The 19,891-nt window shown below is 53.8% G+C and carries 19 protein-coding genes, 1 tRNA gene and 1 other RNA gene; 8 read left to right on the top strand and 13 right to left on the bottom strand.

Features of this window, described 5'->3' with window-relative positions:
- Window positions 1–446: 446 nt before the first annotated feature.
- Together FYJ78_RS01515 and FYJ78_RS01510 are read left to right on the top strand one after the other, a co-directional pair.
- Complete coding sequence (locus FYJ78_RS01515; RefSeq protein WP_154619619.1) at window positions 447–842, top strand: hypothetical protein; 396 nt, start codon at window positions 447–449, stop codon at window positions 840–842.
- 2 nt (window positions 843–844) lie between these two features.
- Window positions 845–1,618, top strand: a complete 774-nt coding sequence (locus FYJ78_RS01510; protein WP_154619618.1) for a hypothetical protein — start codon at window positions 845–847, stop codon at window positions 1,616–1,618.
- A 247-nt stretch (window positions 1,619–1,865) separates the two neighbouring features.
- Here the strand turns inward: FYJ78_RS01510 and FYJ78_RS01505 are convergent.
- The 3 genes from FYJ78_RS01505 to FYJ78_RS01495 form a co-directional block, all read right to left on the bottom strand.
- A tRNA-Ser gene (locus FYJ78_RS01505) sits at window positions 1,866–1,954 on the bottom strand.
- A gap of 83 nt (window positions 1,955–2,037) precedes the next feature.
- Window positions 2,038–2,745, bottom strand: coding sequence for a DUF134 domain-containing protein (locus FYJ78_RS01500; protein ID WP_154619617.1), 708 nt, complete (start codon window positions 2,743–2,745; stop codon window positions 2,038–2,040).
- A gap of 106 nt (window positions 2,746–2,851) precedes the next feature.
- Complete coding sequence (locus FYJ78_RS01495; protein ID WP_235899752.1) at window positions 2,852–3,517, bottom strand: DUF6803 family protein; 666 nt, start codon at window positions 3,515–3,517, stop codon at window positions 2,852–2,854.
- A gap of 103 nt (window positions 3,518–3,620) precedes the next feature.
- Between FYJ78_RS01495 and FYJ78_RS01490 the strand changes: the two genes are divergently transcribed.
- A complete protein-coding gene (locus FYJ78_RS01490; RefSeq protein WP_154619616.1) occupies window positions 3,621–4,331 on the top strand; it encodes a response regulator transcription factor in 711 nt (236 codons plus the stop codon).
- Complete coding sequence (locus FYJ78_RS01485) at window positions 4,331–5,455, top strand: sensor histidine kinase (RefSeq protein WP_154619615.1); 1,125 nt, start codon at window positions 4,331–4,333, stop codon at window positions 5,453–5,455. Before FYJ78_RS01490 ends, FYJ78_RS01485 begins: the two co-directional genes overlap by 1 nt.
- Before the next feature lie 63 nt (window positions 5,456–5,518).
- On the opposite strand, the gene rpmF is transcribed toward FYJ78_RS01485, so the two are convergent.
- Window positions 5,519–5,698 carry a 50S ribosomal protein L32 gene (gene rpmF / locus FYJ78_RS01480; RefSeq protein WP_154619614.1) on the bottom strand — a complete coding sequence of 60 codons (180 nt, stop codon included), beginning with the start codon at window positions 5,696–5,698 and terminating at the stop codon, window positions 5,519–5,521.
- Between the two features lie 154 nt (window positions 5,699–5,852).
- Complete coding sequence (locus tag FYJ78_RS01475; RefSeq protein WP_235899750.1) at window positions 5,853–8,255, bottom strand: cell division FtsA domain-containing protein; 2,403 nt, start codon at window positions 8,253–8,255, stop codon at window positions 5,853–5,855.
- Between the two features lie 141 nt (window positions 8,256–8,396).
- Between FYJ78_RS01475 and FYJ78_RS01470 the strand changes: the two genes are divergently transcribed.
- Entirely contained in the window at window positions 8,397–9,659 is a 1,263-nt protein-coding gene (locus FYJ78_RS01470; protein WP_154619612.1) for a DAK2 domain-containing protein, read from the top strand.
- On the opposite strand, the gene FYJ78_RS01465 is transcribed toward FYJ78_RS01470, so the two are convergent.
- Window positions 9,637–10,719, bottom strand: coding sequence for a glycosyltransferase family 9 protein (locus FYJ78_RS01465; RefSeq protein ID WP_154619611.1), 1,083 nt, complete (start codon window positions 10,717–10,719; stop codon window positions 9,637–9,639). The two genes, FYJ78_RS01470 and FYJ78_RS01465, sit on opposite strands and share 23 nt — an antisense overlap.
- Window positions 10,720–10,938: 219 nt before the next feature.
- Between FYJ78_RS01465 and FYJ78_RS01460 the strand changes: the two genes are divergently transcribed.
- Window positions 10,939–14,253 (top strand): DEAD/DEAH box helicase, encoded by a 3,315-nt coding sequence (locus tag FYJ78_RS01460; RefSeq protein WP_235899748.1) that lies wholly within the window; start codon window positions 10,939–10,941, stop codon window positions 14,251–14,253.
- An 80-nt stretch (window positions 14,254–14,333) separates the two neighbouring features.
- Here the strand turns inward: FYJ78_RS01460 and FYJ78_RS01455 are convergent, their stop codons facing one another.
- Window positions 14,334–14,648 (bottom strand): hypothetical protein, encoded by a 315-nt coding sequence (locus FYJ78_RS01455; RefSeq protein WP_154619609.1) that lies wholly within the window; start codon window positions 14,646–14,648, stop codon window positions 14,334–14,336.
- 185 nt (window positions 14,649–14,833) lie between these two features.
- Between FYJ78_RS01455 and ssrS the strand changes: the two genes are divergently transcribed.
- A non-coding RNA gene (gene ssrS / locus FYJ78_RS01450) (6S RNA) lies at window positions 14,834–15,006 on the top strand.
- A gap of 100 nt (window positions 15,007–15,106) precedes the next feature.
- Here ssrS and FYJ78_RS01445 read toward each other — a convergent pair.
- Window positions 15,107–15,346: a DUF896 domain-containing protein gene (locus FYJ78_RS01445; protein WP_154619608.1), complete on the bottom strand. Its 240-nt coding sequence runs from the start codon at window positions 15,344–15,346 to the stop codon at window positions 15,107–15,109.
- 241 nt (window positions 15,347–15,587) lie between these two features.
- Here FYJ78_RS01445 and FYJ78_RS01440 point away from each other — a divergent pair, with 241 nt between their 5' ends.
- Entirely contained in the window at window positions 15,588–16,574 is a 987-nt protein-coding gene (locus FYJ78_RS01440; RefSeq protein ID WP_154619607.1) for a diaminopimelate dehydrogenase, read from the top strand.
- Window positions 16,575–16,675: 101 nt separating this feature from the next.
- On the opposite strand, the gene FYJ78_RS01435 is transcribed toward FYJ78_RS01440, so the two are convergent.
- From FYJ78_RS01435 to FYJ78_RS01415, 5 genes are all read right to left on the bottom strand, one after another.
- Window positions 16,676–16,849 carry a hypothetical protein gene (locus FYJ78_RS01435; protein WP_154619606.1) on the bottom strand — a complete coding sequence of 58 codons (174 nt, stop codon included), beginning with the start codon at window positions 16,847–16,849 and terminating at the stop codon, window positions 16,676–16,678.
- Between the two features lie 162 nt (window positions 16,850–17,011).
- Window positions 17,012–18,517 (bottom strand): putative sulfate exporter family transporter, encoded by a 1,506-nt coding sequence (locus tag FYJ78_RS01430; protein WP_154619605.1) that lies wholly within the window; start codon window positions 18,515–18,517, stop codon window positions 17,012–17,014.
- A 263-nt stretch (window positions 18,518–18,780) separates the two neighbouring features.
- Window positions 18,781–19,371 carry a 4Fe-4S binding protein gene (locus FYJ78_RS01425; RefSeq protein WP_154619604.1) on the bottom strand — a complete coding sequence of 197 codons (591 nt, stop codon included), beginning with the start codon at window positions 19,369–19,371 and terminating at the stop codon, window positions 18,781–18,783.
- A complete protein-coding gene (locus tag FYJ78_RS01420) occupies window positions 19,368–19,568 on the bottom strand; it encodes a 4Fe-4S dicluster domain-containing protein (RefSeq protein ID WP_154619603.1) in 201 nt (66 codons plus the stop codon). Before FYJ78_RS01420 ends, FYJ78_RS01425 begins: the two co-directional genes overlap by 4 nt.
- Window positions 19,565–19,882 carry an ArsR/SmtB family transcription factor gene (locus tag FYJ78_RS01415; protein ID WP_154619602.1) on the bottom strand — a complete coding sequence of 106 codons (318 nt, stop codon included), beginning with the start codon at window positions 19,880–19,882 and terminating at the stop codon, window positions 19,565–19,567. Before FYJ78_RS01415 ends, FYJ78_RS01420 begins: the two co-directional genes overlap by 4 nt.
- Window positions 19,883–19,891: the final 9 nt, after the last annotated feature.

Here is a 19,891-nt window from a genome sequence, read left to right as displayed (position 1 = left end):
AAGCATTATCCCTTGTATTTCAACCGAAAAAAGCCCCAAAAATCCAAGGCGATATTATGGATTACATCTATGGGAATGCCTCATAATTGATAACTTTTATCGGTCTCACATCATTGACAAACCTACAACTTGAAAGAAAGCGTTGTATTTGCTAAACTTGACATTAGAGCTTCTCCTTTGCTAATTGTTGAGTTTTGGCACTTGCAATTTTAGCAAAAGAATCTCTTTTTGTATACATGCTAGTGCTCCACCCAGAAGGTGGAATGATGAAAGAGCTTTCAGCCTAGGATTTGTGCTGGATGAGTGGTCTAAGCGTCTGCGGACATGAATAATACAGGATAAATAATACGAAAAGAGGTGAACTCCGTGAAGTAAATTGTTTGGTTGGAAACAAAAAAATACTGGGTAGTTCCATTTACATAGACTTTTATTTTACGGAGGAAATTATGATTAAAAAGAAAATTTTAACAAGCGTTATGACTTTAGCCATAGCCGTTACAACTTATTCAAGTGCATTGGCATATGTTCCTATTGGGAAAGATTACCATATTGCCGCTGATAAAATGGAAATTGATTATTTTTTAAAAAATAAGCTTGGTGGATTACAAAGAAGTGAATATCTTGAAAAAAACATCCAAGCTCCACTTATTAAATATAATCCAAAAAAAATATGGAAAAGTAATTCAAAATACGCTGATGGCTTAAAAGAAGTATATATTGAACCTGTAGGGGATGCTACCGATAGCAGGGATGGTGGCGGTAGCTATGGAGGTGGTTATATTAGCCTTACTAGAGGTAGTGTATTAGTAAATTCAGCACCCGTTTATGGTAGTAAAAAGTAACTTTGACTCCTAAAGATTATAATGTTTATGCTTTAAGTGCTATTGCTTCTGACTATGCCCATGAATGTGGTCATTGGTATTATAATGATGCTGTGATTGATGCTAATCTTAATCAAACTAACGAAACATCAGACAAAGATACAATGCAGATGGAGACTCGTGCAGATGCTTTTGGAATTCGTCTTTTAGAAAATGTTCCTCAATTTAGTGTTGGAGGAGATTTAATTAGCATGTATAGAGCAGCTCAACAAATGGGTTGGAATATAGGAGGAAAGCACCCAACTAATATTAGCCGTTGGAATGCTACATATAAGTATATACGCCAAATGGCAGGTGGGCGTGTTAATTTCTATAACGAAAGTTCTCAAGAAAATGAAATTTTTTATATAAAAGATAGTCAAGGGAAAAAATGGGAAATTGTTATTCCTCCACAATATGAAGTAGCAAATTTTGTTAATATGGAGAGTAAAAAACAACTGTATACTGCTTATGAACGAGCAAATTATGTTATTGGACAAGTTGCTTGGGCAATTAAGAACAATTGTTGGGATGAAAATCATGTTAACATAGAAGACGGCTCAAAATATTTTAAAGATATTCCACAAGGGGATATTACAATCAAAGTAATTGTTGCCAGAAAAAACAGTCGAGAATATAAAATTATTGACTGGGTAGGAACTAGTACAGTTCAATCAAAGAAATATTATACACCAGAACAAAAACAAGCCCTTGATGATTATTTAAGTAATCTTTTGTATTCAACTGGTATGCAATAAGATGAAACGACCTAAAATAAGTTCTGCTTTTTTCACCGTGGCAAATTGAAAATAGATTTTAAGACATTTTCTAACAAAAAAAGAACCAGTACCCCATAGGAATACTGATTCTTTAGGAATAGGACTCTCTTTCTCTCCGAAAAATTGAACTTAATAACCTGTGGACAACTTTTCGACAACCAGTTTTAGCTAAAATGGAAACCAGACTAGCCAAAACCTGTTCAAAGAAAAAGCCCTTTAATCTCAATGGCAGAGAGGGTGGGATTCGAACCCACGGTGGCTATTCACCACACTTGATTTCGAGTCAAGCACCTTCGACCACTCGGACACCTCTCCGTGTTCGTCAAGAACAGAAATAGTATATCATAGTTTTTGTTGTTTTGTAAAGAGAATATTTTCGTGTGCGGTTTTGCGGGGGGTTAGTGGTGGCAAGTGTGTCCGGCGGCGTGGTGGCTGCAGTGGACGGCTGGGTCGTAGTTCAGCTTCCCGGCCAGAAGGTCGTTTACGGCGGCGTCGGCGTCGCCGCTGGCTCCGCCGTAGAGGCGGATGCCGGCGGAAGACAGAGCATTTTGGGCGCCCTGACCGATTCCGCCGCAGATGAGTGTGTCGATGCCTTCGCGCTGGAGCAGATCGGCCAGCGCGCTGTGGCCGGCTCCGTTGCAGTCAAGGATATGTGATTCGCGGACGGCGTTGTTTTCGATGGTATATACCTTAAACTGGCTGGTCTTGCCGAAGTGCTGGAAAATCTGTCCGTTTTCATAGGTGACGGCTAATTTCATGGTCTGACATCCTTTCTTCATCCTGTTTTGCCGCGGGAAGGCGCAGCAAGTGTTTTTTGCTGTGCACAGTTCGTAATTTCCTCCGCCGATGTGCAGCGGGCGGCCTTCGATGAGGCAGCCTGCTATTCTCCGGCGGGCGGAGGTATACAGGGCTTGTACGGTGGTTCTGGCTACGCCGAGCTGTCGGGCGCATTCTTCCTGCGTCATGCCCAGATAATCCAGCAGGCGAATACATTCCAATTCCTCGAGACTCATCCGGACTTCCGGCGTTTGTTCCGGCAGATCGGGGAGAAAGCGACGGCAGCGCGGTGCAGCGCAGATTCTTCTTTTTTTGCATGGTCTGGCCATAGGAACTCCTTTTTGACATATGTCGATAATATGAGTATAACACATTTATGACATATGTCAATAATGTAATAAAAAACCAGCAGGTTTTCTGCTGGCGTTTTGTTTTTCAGTGTTCTCGGGACATATTGTGATGGTGGTGATTCCTCGGCGTGTCCTGCTCCCAGCCGGGGCAGCGGTTCGGGCTGGCGCCGGATGGCGGGCAGTACCAGTCTTCGTCTGATGCGCCGCTTGACTGCCAGCGGCCGGAGTATGCTCTGTCCATGTGGCCCATGTCCGTGTGGTTCATGTTCATAGGCATATCGGCGGGAGACGGCCGCCAGCCGGACAGGGTTGGGTTGGCCATGCCGAAGATCATGGCGATATGGCTGACGATCAAAAATCCGATCAGGAACTGGAAGTGTTTCCGCATGCGTTCGCGTTCGGAAAGGCTTCTGCCGATTGCGCCGAGTTCCAGAAGCGTAATCGCGCCGAGCGGGAAGATGCCAAGCAGATAGAAAAAGATCGCGATTTCGTCGATGATTCCGCGCCAGTGCAGGGAAGGAATCACCGCAGCGATCAGGTAAACGACGACTGCGGCAAAGTAGATGCCGGAGAAAATGCCCAGTGCTTTGCTGATTTTCTGCCAGGTTTGCGTGCTGTCATCTTTCCGGTAGAGCATATAAAATTCGGCGGCGACCATTGCTTCAGCGGCTGCGACGGGGATTACCATAAAAAGGATCAGGTTCCAGGGCGAATTTGCCGCAAGCAGGTCCATGTAATTTGTCATCATCATAATGAGTTGTTCCTCCTGTTCGTTTTAGTGATTTTATTATATAGTAGAAGTGTGCAGATGGTATGGAGGAAATATGAAGAATTTATGAAGATGGAGCGTTGAGATGCGGGCTTATTCGATTTTGTTTGTCGATGATGATGAAAAATTGCTGGCGCTGCTGCAGGAATATTTTGCTCAGGAGCAGTTTGCCGTATCGGTCGCGGAGGATGGGCGAAAGGCGCTTGATATGCTGGACGATGTGAAGCCGGATATCATGGTGCTGGATATTATGATGCCGGGGATGAGCGGGCTGGAGGTCTGCCGGGAGGTGCGGCGGAGCGCTGTGCATGGCAGGCTGCCGATCATCATGCTTACGGCGAGAGCGGAGGAGCCGGATCGTTTTGTCGGGCTGGAAATGGGGGCCGATGATTATCTGGTTAAACCGTTCAGCATGCGGGAGCTCGGGGCGCGCATCCGGGCTATTTTGCGCCGGATGGATCCGCTCGGAGGGGCAGAACGTCCGGAGTCCGTTCAGGAGATCGTCCGGGGCGGTCTGGTTCTGCAGATTCGGGAACATACGCTTGTGAAGGACGGGCAGCCGGTGGGGCTGACGCCGACAGAGTTTTCCCTGCTGCAGCTTTTTATGAAACATCCGGGACAGGTGTTTAACCGTATGCAACTCTTGGAAAGCACCCATGGAGAGGCTTTTGACGGGTATGAGCGAACAATTGATGCGCATATCCGCAATCTGCGCCGGAAGATCGATGAGGAGCCGGGTATGTCCAGAATTGAGACAGTTTACGGAATCGGCTATCGTTTCCGGGGAGGGATGTGATGAAGCAGCCATTTTTCAGTCTGAGATACCGGATTGCCGGTCTGACGTTTCTGTTGATTGCCATGACGGTTTGCAGTCTGCTCTATCTGGCAAATCAGCAGATGCAGAGCTTGTTTGCCGAGTATTTGCGTATGCCTATGGGCCCGATGATGGGCGGGATGGGGATGCATTCGATGCATATGGGGCAGAATGAGCTTCATTTTTTGCATTCGGTTCATCAGTCGTTGATCTGGGTGGGCCTGCTGTTTATGGTTCTTGGTTTTTTGGCCAGCCTGATGGTCGCCGGATCGATTACGCGCCCGCTGCATGCGCTTTCGCGGGCGGCGCAGAATATCCGGCAGGGAAAGCTGGGGCAGCATGTTGAAGTTTCTTCTCATGATGAAATTGGGCAGCTGACGGATGCGTTCAATCAGATGGCTGCGCAGTTGGCGCAGAATGAAAAGATGCGGCGTGAATTTTTGGCGAATACGGCGCATGAGCTGCGAACGCCGCTGGCCATTTTGAACGGCAATTTGGAAAATATGATTAGCGGGGCGGCTGAGCCTAAGATGGAACGATTGCTTTCCATGCAGGAGGAAGTGATGCGGCTTACGCGTCTGGTCGGCAGTCTGCGGGATTTGTCTCTGGCGGAGTTGCATCAGCTGCCGCTGAATCTGGAGATGACGGATATCAATCAGCTGGTCGTGCGCGCTGTCGATCTCTTCCAGCCGCTGGCGGAGGAAAAAGGGCTTCAGTTCCGGTGCGAGCTGGCTGATCCTCTTCCGCAGACAGCGGCCGACCGGGACCGGATGAATCAGGTGCTGCAGAATCTTATCAGCAATGCGGTCCGTTACTCGGCCCGGGGCGGTGTGATCACGTTGTCCACCCGTCAGAAGGGGAAGGAAATTCTCATTGAGGTCCGGGATACCGGAGCGGGTATTGCCCCCGAAGATCTTTTGCATGTGTTCGATTATTTTTATCGCGGAGACCGGTCGCGCAGCCGTCAGAGCGGCGGAACCGGAATCGGGCTTTCGCTGGTCAAGTATTATAGCGAAGCGCATGGCGGCCGTGTGGAGGTACAGAATGGCAAGCCGTGCGGTGCAGTGTTTTCTGTGTATCTGCCGGTGCGCAGAGGTACGGCATGAAAGCGGCTGGACATACAAAAACAGCAGGACGAAAATGCGTCCTGCTGTTTTTGTATGTTCGGATTATTCCGCGGCCTTTACGACCTCTTTGCCGTCATAGTAGCCGCATTCCGGGCATACGTGATGAGGCATTTTCGGTTCGTGGCACTGCGGACAGGCTGCGAAGTTCGGTGCTTCGAGCTTCCAGTTGGCGCGGCGCTGGTCGCGGCGCGCTTTCGACATTTTGCGCTTTGGAACTGCCATGTTGATGTTCACCTCCGGAGCAATACAAGTTCTTGTCTGTGAAATCCATGCAATAGGTTGATGCGGAATGGATTCATTTCACGTTATATGTGTGTTGACACATAAAATAATGATACTCTTTTTTGCGTGCGAATGCAAGAAGAAAATATCCGGCTCAATCGCGGCGGATAAAATCCTCGATTGTCAGACCGTGTGATTTGGATGGCGCAGGTTCCGTTTTCGGCTGGAGCGGGGAGGCGGCATGTTCAGTGGGATTTGCTGATTCCGCCGGACCGGCTGCTTCGGGGCCGGATAACGGCGTCAGGCGGACGGCCAGTGTATCGCCGTTTTTGACCGGAGAGGTGAATTCGGCAGGCTGACCGTTGACCAGAATGGTGAAGGTGACATGGCTGGTTGCCGCCGGCGGCTGAAAGTTTACGGCGAGCAGCGCGTCGCTGACTGTGGTCGTGCGGCGTTCCGAACGGACACAGGTGATGCGGCAGCCCTCGCTGACCAGCGTGCCGGGGCTGGCCGGCCGGCCGTTTGCCGTGAGTTCGATGCTGGCGGAGGGGATATGATATTCTTCGTTTTCATAGTAAATGACAACGGAGGTGTCTGCATCGCTGAGATTCAGGATGCTGCCCAGTTTCGGTTCTTCATCGGTCAGATATTCGACATGATCGCCAGGATGGATCGGCATGGATATGCTGGCCGGGGCGTCGTTGAGCAGGATCTCCGGTGTGCAGGAGAAGGCGGCCTCTTCTCCGTTCAGGGTGTAATGGATCTTGCGCCCTGTCGGCGGATAGCCGGCGGCGAGCAATGCTTCGCCCAGGCTCTTGAACTCCCTGCTCTCGATGATGTCGCCGTCTGCCAGCATCCGGGAGGCATCCGCTTCCTGTCCGTTGACGGTGATGCGCTGGCGAATGTGCTTTTCTCTTCCGTTGATGTAAATGGTGTATTCCCGCCCTGCCGTGATGATGTCGCTGAGTCGGACGGAAGGAGTGGTTCCGTCTTTTCCGGCGATGATTTCAATATGAGCGCCGTTTCGGATGGGCGTGTCGAGTCCGGCTTCTGCGCCGTCCAGAGTGATCTGGGCGAAGGTGCCGAGCGTCCCCGGGAAAAACTTTTTTTCACCGCCGATCGTGACCATGAGGCCGAGTCCGGGGCGGCCGTTGTATTTCCGCAGATTGATGCCTGCATTGAGCAGGGCGTCGGAGATGGTGAGTTCGCGGAAGTTAAACAGGCTGTATTCTTCTTCGTTGATATAAACCGAAAGGAAGTGCAGGGTATTCAGCGAAGCGATTTTCAGGATGCCGAGCGGGGTGACGGCATCCGGCGAATGCAGATCGTCCGGCAGGTCTTCGATGCCGTCGATTTTTTCCGGTTTGCGGACGGCCACTCGGTTTTCCGGCATGCCGAGTTCTTTGGCCACGAATTCGTTCAGACGGGGGGTCAGCGATCCGCCGCCGACCAGCATAACAGCCTGCGGCGCTTCTCCGTTGAGATCGGTGATCTGTTTGGCTATGGCCTTGGCCAGAGCTTCGATGTTCGGCAGGACGGGTTCGATGACCTCTTCGGCAGTCAGGCTGCACGTTGTGCCGAGTATGTCGGTAAAGTGGGGCTCTTCGCCGGCGGATGCCTGCCGTTTCACGGACTCTGCCACATTGAAATCCAAAAGGAAATGCTGGCTGATCGCTTCGGTGATTTCATCTCCGGCCAGCGGAACCATGCCGTAGGCAATGACGGATCCGTTGCGGGTGATGGCGACGTCGGATGTGCCGGCGCCGATGTCTACGAGTACGAGATTCAGATGGCGCATGGTGGGGGGAATCAGAACGTTGATGGCGGCGATCGGCTCAAGAGTCAGGGCGTGCATGTCCAGCTTTGCTTCATGCAGGGCGGACTGCATCGAATCGATAACCTGCCGCGGTAGGAAGGTGGCAATGACGACGGCTTTTGCTTTTTTGCCGCGCTGGCCGACCAGACTTTTGAGTGGAGTGCCGTCGAGCAGGTAGCGGATGGTGCTGTAGCCGACGCAGTAGTAGAGCGTTGGATCGTCTACTGTGTGCGAATCGGTCAGCGCAGCCTGCGCGGCCTGAACGCCGGCAAAGTCAAGGTTTCGCTGCTGCTCCGGCGTGATGATGCCGCTGAGGTCCATTTCCGCTTCGGCAGTCATCGTGTAGAGAGCGCGTCCTGCCGCAGCGACGGCGGCGTGATGGATCGGGCCGGTCTTTTTTTCCAATGCTTTCCGGACCTGGCTGATGATGTCGGCTACCTGCGGGACGTCATGAATCTGTCCGTCAAGCATCGCCCTTGTTTTGTGTTCAAGCCGTTCGGTGGCCAGGATGCGCAGCATCCCTTCCGAGGCTTGCTCCGCAACGATACCGATCACGCTGCGGGTGCCGATGTCGAGCGCAAAGATGCGGCTGGCCCGGCGGCTTGCGGAGGTTTTCGCGGACCTTACGCCCTTCCTGCTCTTTGTGGTTCGGCGGGAGCGGCGCACGGTCCGCTTTTTTGCTGCGTGCGTTTCGTCGGGTTTTTCTGCTGTGTTTTCCAGCGGGGCATGTATTTCAAGCATAAAAAAACTCCTTGTCATACAAGAGTGAAAAAAGGTTATTTCTATTATTTCGCGAACTATATAGTAGAATCCTGTTTTTGTGACGAATTTTTGCGTCAGGATGCACGATGACGAGAATAAATGGGAGCAGGTGTGATAGTTATGACAGGAAATAAAGAAGTAATCACAGGCAGTGATTTCAAGCGGATGGTCAGCGGGGCTTACAGTGAGTTCCTGCTGGAATATGACAACATCAACGCGATGAAAGGTGCCGGGACGCTGCCGGGGACGCATGTGCTGCGCACGATGGGAGCAGCTGTCCTGCCGCTTCACGATGTGAAGGATGACAGCATCGGCGGTCTGGCGCGCCGCACAGCTGCAGGCGCCGTATTCGGCGCGCGGGGCAGTGCAGGCGTGGTGCTGGCGCAGATGTTCCGCGGATTGGGCAAGGGGCTTTCCGGCAAATACGATGCAACGTCGTCGGAATTTGGCAAGGCGTTTCAGTATGGCATTCTGTATGCCCAGCGGGTTATTCCTGAGAAACCTGAGCGCCCGATTATCACGTTGGCCAAGGCGGTAGCCAAAGGCGCTTATCATGCTGTGCGCGCCAACGTTCCGATTTCCGAAATCTTAGAGGCTGCGATTGCAGCCGGAGAGAAAGCGCTGGCCCGCGTGGATCATGAGGATGCCGGCGCACGCATTATGTTTACGTTTCTCAAAGGCTGCCTGAAAGGGCTGGACGGTAATTTCGTGTCGCCGGCGGTCAGTCTCTCTTTGGGACTGGGCGTGCGGCAGAGCGGCATGCCGGATCCGCGCGATGATATGGTCCGCCCGTATTGTGTCCGGTTTTTTATCGGCAACATAAAGATTCGCGCGGCGGAGCTGGAGGAACAGCTGCGGGAGTTTTCGACGTTTGCGTTGGTGGAGCCGCGGGAAAAAGGCGTGTCGGTCCATCTTCATACGGATCATCCGGGCCGCGTCATGGAGCAGGCGGTCGGCTGGGGGCCGCTGCGGGATATTCACATCACCAATATGAGCGAAAGCCATGCGCTGGGCGTGCATGGGGCATTGATGCCGGTGGCGCTTCTGGCTGTGGCTGAGAATAAGGTGCAGGCCAGAGAGCTGCAGGATTCCGGCATTCATATTCTGGTCAGCGGCAGTGAGATGGAGGGCCCGTCGGTGGGCGAGCTGGTGAACGCCGCGCACAGTGATCTGGCGTCGGCTTATGTTATGCTGGCCTGGAGCCGGGATTTCTGGCTGGCTTTTCGTCAGGTGAAACGGCTGCTGGGCAGCCGGATCGAGCTGGTGCTTTGTGAGAATAAGGTTCAGCAGGCTGCGGCGGTCAGAGCCTTTGATCCTGCTAAAGACGCAGCGGCTAATGCGAAAGCCATGGTACAGGCAGTCAGGGAAGCAGCAGATTCCTGAGCGCTTCGGCGACAATTTCCGGCCGGATGGCATTCATGCAGGCATTGTTACGATGCCTGCATTTTGTTTTGCAGCAGGCGGTACAGGAATGCGGACTCAGGATAAAATGATGTCCCGGCGTCAGCGGCCCGTATATATCGGGATGCGTCGGCCCCCACAGGGACAGGGTGGGCGTGCCGACGGCTTCTGCGATATAAAGCGGCCCGGTATCGCCGGTCAGCAGAAGATTCGCGGAGCGGAGCAGCGCCGCGAGTTCGGTCAGGCTGGTCTCTCCGGCAATCGAGAGCGTCGGACGGTTTATGTATTTCCGGGTCTGTTCGATGAAGGGGCGATCGCCGGGGGCGCCGCTGAATACGATCTGGACGGATTCAGGCAGTTCGCGGAGTGCGAAGCCGAAGGATTCCGGCGCCCAGTTTTTGTCCGGCCAGGTTGTGCGCGTATTGACGATGAGAATCGGCCGGCCCGGATTGCCCGGTTCGATGCCGCGGCGGTGCCAGAAGGCGGCGGCAAAGCCGTCGAGCTCCGGGGGCAGGCGGAGGACAAGCCCCGGCTGAAAATCCTGCGGACGGATGCCGAGTGGCTGCAGTGCCGTCATGTAACGGCGGATCTTGTGACGGTCCGGGATGTCCGGAGCCATTTCTGTCATAAAGAGAAAATTGCCTTCATGGCGTTCATGAATGCCGATGCGGCGCGGCGCCCCGCTGAGCCGGGTCAGCAGGCCGCTGAGGAACAGCCCCTGTATGTCCAGCGCAATGTCGTAAGGGTGGGTTTGAAGCAGGGCGCGGGCTTCCTTTAGGCAGGTCCATACTTCCCGAAAGTTTTTTTTGGCAAAGGCGCGGTCGAGCCGCCGACGGTCCCAGACCAGTAGCCGGTCGATGTCCGGATTGCCGCGCAGCAGAATGTCGGCGGGGGGGCTTACCAGCCAGGTGATATGACAGTCCGGGCGCAGGCGCCTGAGATTGTGCGCTACGGATGTGGCATGCAGGACGTCGCCGATGGCGCTGAGCCGCGTTATGAGGATGCGGGCGCCGGACGGGATACTGGAGATTGTGTTTTGCATGAATACTCCCTTTTACTGGCTTTTTGGGTCAGCATACGATAATCGATTGCCGGAAAAAATCCATGGTGCAGCATTGTTTTTGACGGAGTTCTTGGTTTTTTACAGCAGATCATAGTACAATGGATGATGAGTGTTATAACGAATTCTATCTTAGCATAGGAGCAGAGGTCATTCAAGCCGGAAGCGGCGGGAAAGGAGCAGGAGATTTTGCTGAGGGACATGATGATTCATACGGTCGCCAGCGACCAGTCATACAGCCGCGGGGTTCGCTATTATCAGCAGGGCCGCGTGGAGGAACTGGAGCCGGTTGGAAAAACCGGCAGAACTTATCAGGCGCAGGTGTCCGGGTCGAGCCGTTATCATGTAAAAGTCAGCCTGAGCAAGGACGGAAACGGGATCGAGCAGTATGACTGCGATTGCCCCGCAGCACAGCAGTATATCGGTGCCTGCAAACATGTTGTTGCGGTTCTGAAAGTCATTCAGGAGGAACAGGAGCAGCAGGAGACGGGGGAAAAATCACCGGCTGCTCTGGAGACGGTGATTGAGAAGCTGCGCGCGGCTTATGATGTCCGGCGTCAGCAGCCGGCCCGTTCGGCGGGCAGCCGGCGCATGTTTCATTTTTTTGCTGAGGCGGATCATCAGGAATACCGGCCGCAGTCAGGAGAACGGCAGGGGGCGTATCTGATTCCCCGCCTTTTTGTCGAGGATATGTACGGACGAACGCAGTGCTGGCTGGAATTTCGCTTCGGTACAGGAAGGCTTTATGTGGTGCGCAATCTTCTTTCGTTTCTGCAGGCGAAGGAACGCGGGGAGGATTGGGCCCTGGGGCAGTCCGGCTCTGTGAATCTTTCCCGAATCTTTTGGGCGGATCCTGTCTCGGAAAAGCTTTGCGCCCTGCTGCAGGACGCGCGGCGCGAGGAAGAGAATGTCATCCCGTACCGTCCGGCCGGCGGCTATCACTATACGGGTTATGACAGCTATCTCTTCGAGCAGAAGCGTTTCAAACTGTCGCCGGAACACCTCGGGCGATTTCTTGCCGTCATGGGGGATACCTCCTTTGAGATGCGCATTAATGGAGCGGAGCTGGGGGATGTGCGGCCGGTGTCGGGAGCGCCGACGCTTGGCGTCCGCGTTCAGGATGACGGCGGAAATGGGCAGGTGCGGCTGGATACGGACGATCTCCTGCCGCTGGACGACGGCTGCCGGTATCTGTATCACGACCAATGTATCTATACGGTGGAGCCCAAATTTGCCCGGGCGGTCCGGCCGCTGTGGCAGTCGTTCAGCGCGGCGTCCCATATCGAGGTGTCGGAAGCGGATATGGGGCGTTTCTTCGAGGAAGTGCTGCCCATGCTGGAACGGGCGGCGGAGGTTCAGGTAGATCCGGTTTTTCTGGAGCGGTACCGTCTGCAGCCCCTGACGGCGGAGCTTTACATCGATTATGCCGGAGATGGCGTGGCGGTACAGGTATTTCTCTGCTATGGCGATGCACGTTACAATCCCCTGTCCGACAAGGAGCCGCCGCTGCGGGACGGCCGCCGTCTGGTAAGGGATCTCCGGGGGGAGCAGGAGATTCTCGGACGGCTGAAACATTATGGATTTCGTCCGGAGCGCGACCGATTTGTGCAGAAAAAGGAAGAAGAAAGTTACGATTTTTTGACGGAAGGGCTTTCTGAGCTTCCGGACTGGGTCGACGTCTATTATGCAGACAGCTTCGTCAAGCGGCCGGTGCGTCCGATGCCGAAGGTAACGGCAGGAGTTCGTGTCAGCGAGACGGATTTGCTGGAAGTCACATTCGATATGAAGAATCTGGACTTTCAGGAGCTCATGGATATTCTGGATTCTTATCATCAGAAGCGGCGGTATCACCGGCTGAAAGACCGGACTTTTGTGACGCTGGAGGATCAGCAGATGCAGGCTCTGGCGGATTTTGTCGATCATGTGGGCATTACCCGGAAACAGGAAGGAACGGCAGGCGTCGTAGAGCTGCCGCTTTCCCATGCGATGTATCTGGATGAATTGTCGCGTGGAGAGGATAGTCTGCACTTGGAACGGAGCAGGGCCTTCCGGGCTTTGGTGCGGGACATCCGCCATCCGGAAGAAGCCGAAACGGAAGTGCCGGAAAGTCTGGCCGGAGTGCTTCGCGACTATCAGGAAACGGGCTTCCGCTGGCTGACCACGCTGGCGTCGCATCATCTGGGCGGTATTCTCGCCGATGATATGGGCCTCGGCAAGACGCTGCAGGTCATCGCCTTTCTGCTTTCTCAGCAAAACGATACCGATCCGCCGTCACTTGTTGTGGCACCGACTTCCCTGATGTATAATTGGCTGGATGAGATTCAGCGCTTTGCACCGCAGCTCAGAGCTTCGGCCGTTGCCGGGACGAAGGCGGAGCGCGAAACGCTTCTTGCCGCTGTGGATGAGAAATGTGACGTGCTGATTACGACGTACAATTTGCTCAAACGGGATATTGCCTCGTATGAGAACATACGGTTCCGCTACTGCATTTTGGATGAAGCGCAGCATATCAAGAATCCGGTGACGCAGAATGCCCGCGCTGTCAAGAAGGTCCGGGCAGGCGGTTACTTTGCCCTGACCGGAACGCCCATCGAGAACACGCTGACGGAGCTTTGGTCGATCTTTGATTTTCTGATGCCGGGCTATCTGCTGACGCACAAGAAATTCAAAACGCACTTTGAGACGCCGATTGTCCGCGATCAGGATGAGCGGACGATGAAAGATCTGCGGCGTCATGTCATGCCCTTTATTCTGCGCCGCATGAAAAAGGATGTGCTGACCGAACTGCCGGATAAGGTAGAGCGCAGAATGGTCAATGAAATGACGCCCAAACAGGAGAAGGTCTATCAGGCATGGTTTATCCGCAGCCAGAAGGAGTTTGCGGCAGAGCTTCGGGCGAATGGCTTCGGGGACAGCCGGATTAAGATACTGGCCATCCTCACGCGCCTGCGCCAGATAGCCTGCGATCCCTCGTTGTTTCTGGAAGGATATGAAGGCGGATCCGGCAAGCTGGATATGCTGGAGGAGGTCGTCGGCGAAGCGGTGGAAAGCGGCCATCGTCTGCTGATTTTTTCTCAGTTCACGACGATGCTTGCCCATATCGGTGAGCGCCTGCGCCGTCTGGGCATTTCCTATCATTATCTGGACGGTTCGACGCCGGCGCTTGAGCGGATCCGGCTGGTCAAGTCATTCAATCAGGGAGGGGCGCCGATCTTTCTGATCTCGCTGAAAGCCGGGGGAACCGGGCTGAATCTGACTGGAGCAGACATGGTCATTCATTTCGATCCCTGGTGGAATCCGGCTGTCGAAGATCAGGCCACGGACCGCGCCTATCGTCTGGGACAGAAAAATAACGTTCAGGTGTTGAAGTTCATTACGAAAAATACGGTGGAAGAAAAGATTTACGAGTTGCAGGAACGAAAAAAATCGCTGATCGATCAGATGATACAGCCCGGAGAAAATTTCCTGACGAAGCTGTCGGAGGAAGAAATCCGTGATCTGTTCGCGCGGCGGTAAAATGTCCCGCAACGACAGAGAAAAAAGCGCCCTGCCTTGTCGAAATGGACAGGCAGGACGCTTTTTTTTCGATATGGATTTCAATAATGCGGATGCTTCTTGACGTATTCGACCGGACGGCTCCAATCGACATGAACCTGTGTATTTTCCCAAAGACGGGTCAGAGCGGTTTTGAAGCTTTCTTCATCGGCCGCAGGATCGATGGTCTCATTGGTGAAGTCCATGAGCGTTTTGTGCGGGACGCGGATCTCATGGACCGTCCCCAGATAATCCTCCACGCGTTTTTTCCCTTCGTCGTCACCAAGGTGCACTTCCGCTTTGCGGGCAGAAGCATCGTAGTCAATCCAGCCTAACGTGTTTTTGTAGCTGATCGCTACGCTGAATGTATTGGTCATTGATAAAACTCCTTTTTGCTGCTTTTGTGATCTGTTTCTATTATAAACGATTCGGTGGGGAAAGCAAAGGAAAGTTCGGCGTACGGGTTCCGTTGAAGCGTCCTGACGGTATGGGAAGCCGCGTATCGCTTGTTGTCAAGTCTTGCACGCATATTTTTTTTATGCTATGATACTTACAAAGAAGGACAAGCCTGAGATGTGCGCGGGCTTTAATAATGTCTAACCTACATTTTTTTCAGGGAGCCTGATTTGATTCTGGCGGATATTCGCCTCGGCGGTTTTGGAAACCAGACTTAGGGCACCCACCTGCGAGCAGCAGGTTTTAGGCATGTAAAGCGAACGGCATTTTGGACCCCTGCTTTGAAAAGGGATTGCTGCCTCGGGGCGGCAGTCTCTTTTCGTGTATGATGTATACGCGCATACAAGTATACGCCGGCAGCGAATCTGCCGGCGTATTTTCAGTGGAGCTGCCGACGCAGCGAAAAGGAGATTTCATTGATGCGGGTTACCTTCGGTTCGGGCTGCGGGGCATCGGCGATTTCGATCTGATCGAGCATGCCCTTGACCTGCTCCCGGATATTGTTCAGGTATTCGCGGCGCAGGGCCTGCTGTTCGGTTTGCTCTTCCGGAGTCAGTCCGACCGAGCGTTTTTTGTGTGAAAGTTCATTGATGCGGGAAATGAGTTCGGGTGTGATCATACGTTCCTCCTGTTTGCCGGATAATAAAAAACGGAACTATACCGTTGTTGTGATTCTGCAATAGTATCTATTATAGCGAATCCGGACGAAAAAGTATACCGGGAAGCAGAGGAGCGCGGCGGAAATGTTTTCAATCCGGCGCAGATGTGATATATTGTGATTGGTTGCCGGTCGTTTTTGAACGGCAATCAAGAGGATTTGACGGACAAAAGATTTGACAGACAAGAGAGGAGTAATCCTGATGAGCATCCGTATTGGTATTCTTGGTTATGGCAATCTGGGCCGCGGTGTGGAATGCGCTGTGGCGGCAAGCCCGGATATGGAGCTGGCAGCTGTTTTCACGCGGCGGGATCCGGCGTCGCTTTCGATCGCCACGGCTGGTGTTCCGGTGGTAAGCGTAAAGGATACGGAATCCTGGCGGGATAAGATCGATGTGATGATTCTCTGCGGCGGCAGTGCGACCGATCTTCCTGTTCAGGGGCCAGAGTATGCCAGACAGTTCCATGTGGTGGACAGCTTCGATACACACGCCCGTATCCCCGAGCATTATGAAGCGGTGGACAAGGCGGCGAAAGAAACCGGTCATATCGGTATCATTTCCGTTGGCTGGGATCCGGGTCTGTTTTCGCTGGCCCGTGTTTACGGCAATGCGATTCTGCCGGACGGCAAGGATTACACGTTCTGGGGCCGCGGCGTTTCGCAGGGCCATTCCGATGCAATACGCCGCATCCGCGGCGTCCGCGATGCCAGACAGTATACGGTGCCGGTTCCTGAAGCTCTTGAGGCCGTCCGCGCCGGGAAGGATCCGGATCTTACGACGCGTCAGAAACATACGCGCGAGTGCTATGTGGTGCTCGAAGAGGGGGCTGACGCCGCCTATGTGGAACAGGCGATCAAGACCATGCCGAATTATTTCGATGAATACGATACGACTGTCCATTTCATCAGCGAGGAAGAACTGCAGAAAAATCACAGCAGACTGCCGCATGGCGGTTCGGTGATTCGTTCGGGGCGGACCGGACATCAAAAGGAAAATCATCACGTCATGGAGTTTAAGCTCGATCTGGATTCCAATCCGGAGTTTACGACCAGTGTCCTTGTCGCTTATGCCCGCGCCGCTTATCGGCTGGCTGAGGAGGGTCAGACCGGCTGCCGTACGGTTCTCGATGTGCCGCCGGCCTATCTTTGCACACAAAGCGGCGAAGAGCTGCGCGCACATCTGCTGTGAAACCGGCAGGAAGCCTTTCCGGGGCTTTCTCTTCACACGCAAAGGGCCTCCCGTATCATGGGAGGCCCTTTTGGTGTGAAGAAAAACGATCGTTTCCGGCTTTAGAAGAGCACGAGAAAGATCAGAAGGAGCAGGATGCCGAGGCCGAGCGACGCGCCGCAGAGCTTCCATTCTACAGGCGTCATGTCGAAATACTCCGTGTCCTGTTCCTGAATGGCGGCGTTTTCCTGAGGAGCAGTGCGTCCTGACTGTTGTTTCCATACGAGTTCTGACATATTTGTACCTCCTTTTTGCGGCAGAAGAGGATCGAACTTTATCCGATACTAACGGGCGCTAAGACTTCTGCCTTTTCAAGCGGGGGATAAGCGCCCCTAAAGCTCTGGATAAGTTCGACTAAATTCAGAGGGAATAAAAATTTCACCTGAATAAGTCTCACTTTATCCGACGACAGGCGGCAGGATGCCGTGATAGAACAGATAGCTGATACCGAGCCCGATCCAGAGGATAAAGCCGATGAGCGCAACGGCATAGACGCCGACGATGCGGCCAAGGCCCTCCTGCCAGAGCTTGCGGACATTGGTGATAAGGCCGATGGAAAAGAAGCAGAGACCGAAGAATACGTTGCGGAGCAGATTGGCCTGCCCGGCACCGGCGCTTACCTGTTTGACCATATCCGGCGAGGAAAGTCCCCATAAAAGGAAGAGGATAAATACCGCGGCAAAGCCGAGGATGAATTTCGGAAAACGTTCACCGATTTCCTGCAGGGAAACGGCATGGCGTTCCTTTTTTACGGCTTGCGCGGCCGGCGCCTGATTGAGGCGGAAGATGCTCCAGATCACGGCGAGAACGAACGCCCAGATACCGATAAAGACGTCGATAAAGACCTTCGCTGTCGTCGCGGCCATCAGCACCCAGCCTTCCTGATAGGAAACGCCGTAATCCGCCAGAGCTTTGGCGCGGACCAGTGTGTCCGTGATCGCGCCTGAGGCCACGGCACCGCCGTCGCTTTTGACGGCCAGCCCCATCCAGGCCCCCGCGACGAGGGGATCATCGGCAAAGAATGTCGACGCGGCCCAGGGAAGCACAAGCAGTTCCACGGCGACGAAGACGATAATAACGGATGAGAGAATCGTCGGGATGATTGCGCGGGCACGAATCGCCGATCCCGTCGCTATCGCGGCCGCTACGCCGCAGATCGAGATGCCGGAGGCCATCGGCGCAGCCCATTCCGGCGTAAACCGGAAGAATTTGCGGGCGATAATGTAGACGATGGGCCAATAGATCAAATAGGCTTCAATGACGGCACAGATTCCGCGGAAGATAACGGTGCTGGCAAGTCCCATGGCGCCGACCGTTTTGATGGCAATCGTCATGCCGAGAATGACGATACCGGTTTTGATGTACCATTCGGGTTTTCCTGCTGTGGAGAGGAAAGCGGCTGCTTTTGGGAAAAAATTGCCGAGGATAAGACCAAGAAGGAGTGCGACAACAAAGCCGAGCTCACCGAGTCCGAGTGACCAGCTGATGCCGAATTTACCGAGTTTGTCCGGTGTCGCAGCCAGATACGCATAATTGCCAATTATGGTCGAGAGTGCCGTGATGGCGTAGAGGATGGAAAAGCCTGCGGCAAAGCGCCGAAGATTCAGACCCATCGCACGGGCGCCGACCAGCGTGATCGCGAGGAGAAACGCCCAGGTGGCCAGAAGCGAGCCAAAGCCGCCGAGAAAACCGAATGATTTTGTATTCGGCGAAACGGCCTGAGAAAGATCCGTCCAGACGCTGTACTTCGCGGTCCAGCCGAGCAGGTCAAGACCCGCGGCCTGAGCGCTGCTGAGCGCCGCGATAAAAAGTCCGAGCCAGACGGCCCACCAGTCCTCGCTGGTAAGAAATCCCGGTTTTTGTGTCAGCAGTTCGTGAGGTTCTGCCTGATAGGAATGGGACATGGAGTCTCACCGTCCTTTGCAGGCTGTGATGCTGTTTTTTTCATAGCTAAGACCCCTTTCAAAAAAAAAAGAATGAACGCGGAATGACGAACGAAAAAAGAGGTTCCGAAACAGCCGCGCGATCGTGCGCAGACTGTTTCGGAACCTCTGTCTGTTCAGTCAGTTCCTCATGGATTGGTATCAGTATAACCTATTATTCATAGTCTGTCAATATGTAAATAGTTTCTGTTCAAAAAAGCGCCGGACGGAACGAAGCTTGTTGGTTAGGGTGTGCCGTTGTGCGGGGCAGCGGCTTTGAGCCGGCAGATCCCCTGTGTCAGGGTCCCCATCGGACAAAATGTACACCATGCGCGCGGACGGAACCAAAGCATCGCGGCAAGAGCGAGAATTTCTGAGGTCAGCATCAGACTATACAGGCCGAAGGCAAACTGCGCTGTCCAGAGCGGAACGCCAGCGGAGAGATTCCAGACCCATGGGAGAGGAATGCTCCAAAAGAGCAGGACTTCGCTTTGCAGGGAGGAGGAGCCGCCGGCGACAAGCCAGGTGGTCCAGAGAATACTGCCGAACATCGCGAAGAAAAAGAGCATGAAGGCGTACCGGAAGAAACGGCTGTATAAAAAGGAGGGCATATTGTGACGCCGGGACAGACCGGCCTGACTTCCGAGAGCGCGCAAAAGCTGTCCGCGGTCGCAGTAGCGGTTGCAGAAGCCTTTGCTTCCGTCAAACAGGGCGAAGAGCAGAGGCAGGATGAAGCTGATGAGGCCGAGCCAGGCGAACAGGATGTGGACAAAGCCCAGAGAAAAATACAGAAGGGACCAAAGCCAGAGATAGTGGTACCAGTGATGTTGTTTCATGCGCGTTCCTCCATGTGGATCAGTCCGGCCGGGCATTCGCGGGCGCAAAGGCCGCAGCCGGCGCAGCGCGATATATCGATTTGAGCGAAGCAGCCGTGCAGGATGGAGACTGCGCCGTTCGGACAGACGTCTGCGCAGCTTCCGCAGGCGGTACAGATCGCTTTTTGCACGACGGCATAACGCTTGCCGGTTTTCATGACAGCGGTTCCTCCTTTCGTTCAACGGCCGGTGAGAACAGACAGGCCATCAGGGCTTCCGTTTTTTTGCTGCGGAGCTGATAGCAGATTTCCAGCCCTCGGCGCCGGCCTTCGATGATGCCGGCCTGACGAAGCCGGGCCAGATGCTGTGAAACGGTGGACTGCGGAACGCCGAGGCACTGCTGCATGTGTGTGACGTTGCAGCAGCCGTTCTGCCAAAGGCCACGGACGATGCAGAGACGGACAGGATGGGCGATCGCTTTCAGCATATCGGCGACAGCCTGCAGCTCTGCCGGATCGGATTCTTTTTTCATGGATAGGCA

This window comes from Wylensekiella montiformis (genome assembly GCF_009697385.1).
In the GTDB taxonomy this organism is placed as follows: Bacteria; Bacillota; Negativicutes; order Selenomonadales; family Selenomonadaceae; genus Selenomonas_A; species Selenomonas_A montiformis.
Note: the sequence above shows the minus strand (reverse complement) of the source record. Positions and strands in the feature narration are given on the sequence as shown.

What these genes read in the sequence shown, in the direction of transcription:
- FYJ78_RS01515 (WP_154619619.1), top strand. Translation starts at nt 447, where the DNA reads ATGATTAAAAAGAAAATTTTAACAAGCGTTATGACTTTAGCCATAGCC.
- FYJ78_RS01500 (WP_154619617.1), bottom strand. Translation starts at nt 2,745, where the DNA reads ATGGCCAGACCATGCAAAAAAAGAAGAATCTGCGCTGCACCGCGCTGC.
- FYJ78_RS01495 (WP_235899752.1), bottom strand. Translation starts at nt 3,517, where the DNA reads ATGATGATGACAAATTACATGGACCTGCTTGCGGCAAATTCGCCCTGG.
- FYJ78_RS01490 (WP_154619616.1), top strand. Translation starts at nt 3,621, where the DNA reads ATGCGGGCTTATTCGATTTTGTTTGTCGATGATGATGAAAAATTGCTG.
- FYJ78_RS01485 (WP_154619615.1), top strand. Translation starts at nt 4,331, where the DNA reads ATGAAGCAGCCATTTTTCAGTCTGAGATACCGGATTGCCGGTCTGACG.
- rpmF (WP_154619614.1), bottom strand. Translation starts at nt 5,698, where the DNA reads ATGGCAGTTCCAAAGCGCAAAATGTCGAAAGCGCGCCGCGACCAGCGC.
- FYJ78_RS01475 (WP_235899750.1), bottom strand. Translation starts at nt 8,255, where the DNA reads ATGCTTGAAATACATGCCCCGCTGGAAAACACAGCAGAAAAACCCGAC.
- FYJ78_RS01470 (WP_154619612.1), top strand. Translation starts at nt 8,397, where the DNA reads ATGACAGGAAATAAAGAAGTAATCACAGGCAGTGATTTCAAGCGGATG.
- FYJ78_RS01465 (WP_154619611.1), bottom strand. Translation starts at nt 10,719, where the DNA reads ATGCAAAACACAATCTCCAGTATCCCGTCCGGCGCCCGCATCCTCATA.
- FYJ78_RS01460 (WP_235899748.1), top strand. Translation starts at nt 10,939, where the DNA reads ATGATGATTCATACGGTCGCCAGCGACCAGTCATACAGCCGCGGGGTT.
- FYJ78_RS01455 (WP_154619609.1), bottom strand. Translation starts at nt 14,648, where the DNA reads ATGACCAATACATTCAGCGTAGCGATCAGCTACAAAAACACGTTAGGC.
- FYJ78_RS01445 (WP_154619608.1), bottom strand. Translation starts at nt 15,346, where the DNA reads ATGATCACACCCGAACTCATTTCCCGCATCAATGAACTTTCACACAAA.
- FYJ78_RS01440 (WP_154619607.1), top strand. Translation starts at nt 15,588, where the DNA reads ATGAGCATCCGTATTGGTATTCTTGGTTATGGCAATCTGGGCCGCGGT.
- FYJ78_RS01435 (WP_154619606.1), bottom strand. Translation starts at nt 16,849, where the DNA reads ATGTCAGAACTCGTATGGAAACAACAGTCAGGACGCACTGCTCCTCAG.
- FYJ78_RS01430 (WP_154619605.1), bottom strand. Translation starts at nt 18,517, where the DNA reads ATGTCCCATTCCTATCAGGCAGAACCTCACGAACTGCTGACACAAAAA.
- FYJ78_RS01425 (WP_154619604.1), bottom strand. Translation starts at nt 19,371, where the DNA reads ATGAAACAACATCACTGGTACCACTATCTCTGGCTTTGGTCCCTTCTG.
- FYJ78_RS01420 (WP_154619603.1), bottom strand. Translation starts at nt 19,568, where the DNA reads ATGAAAACCGGCAAGCGTTATGCCGTCGTGCAAAAAGCGATCTGTACC.
- FYJ78_RS01415 (WP_154619602.1), bottom strand. Translation starts at nt 19,882, where the DNA reads ATGAAAAAAGAATCCGATCCGGCAGAGCTGCAGGCTGTCGCCGATATG.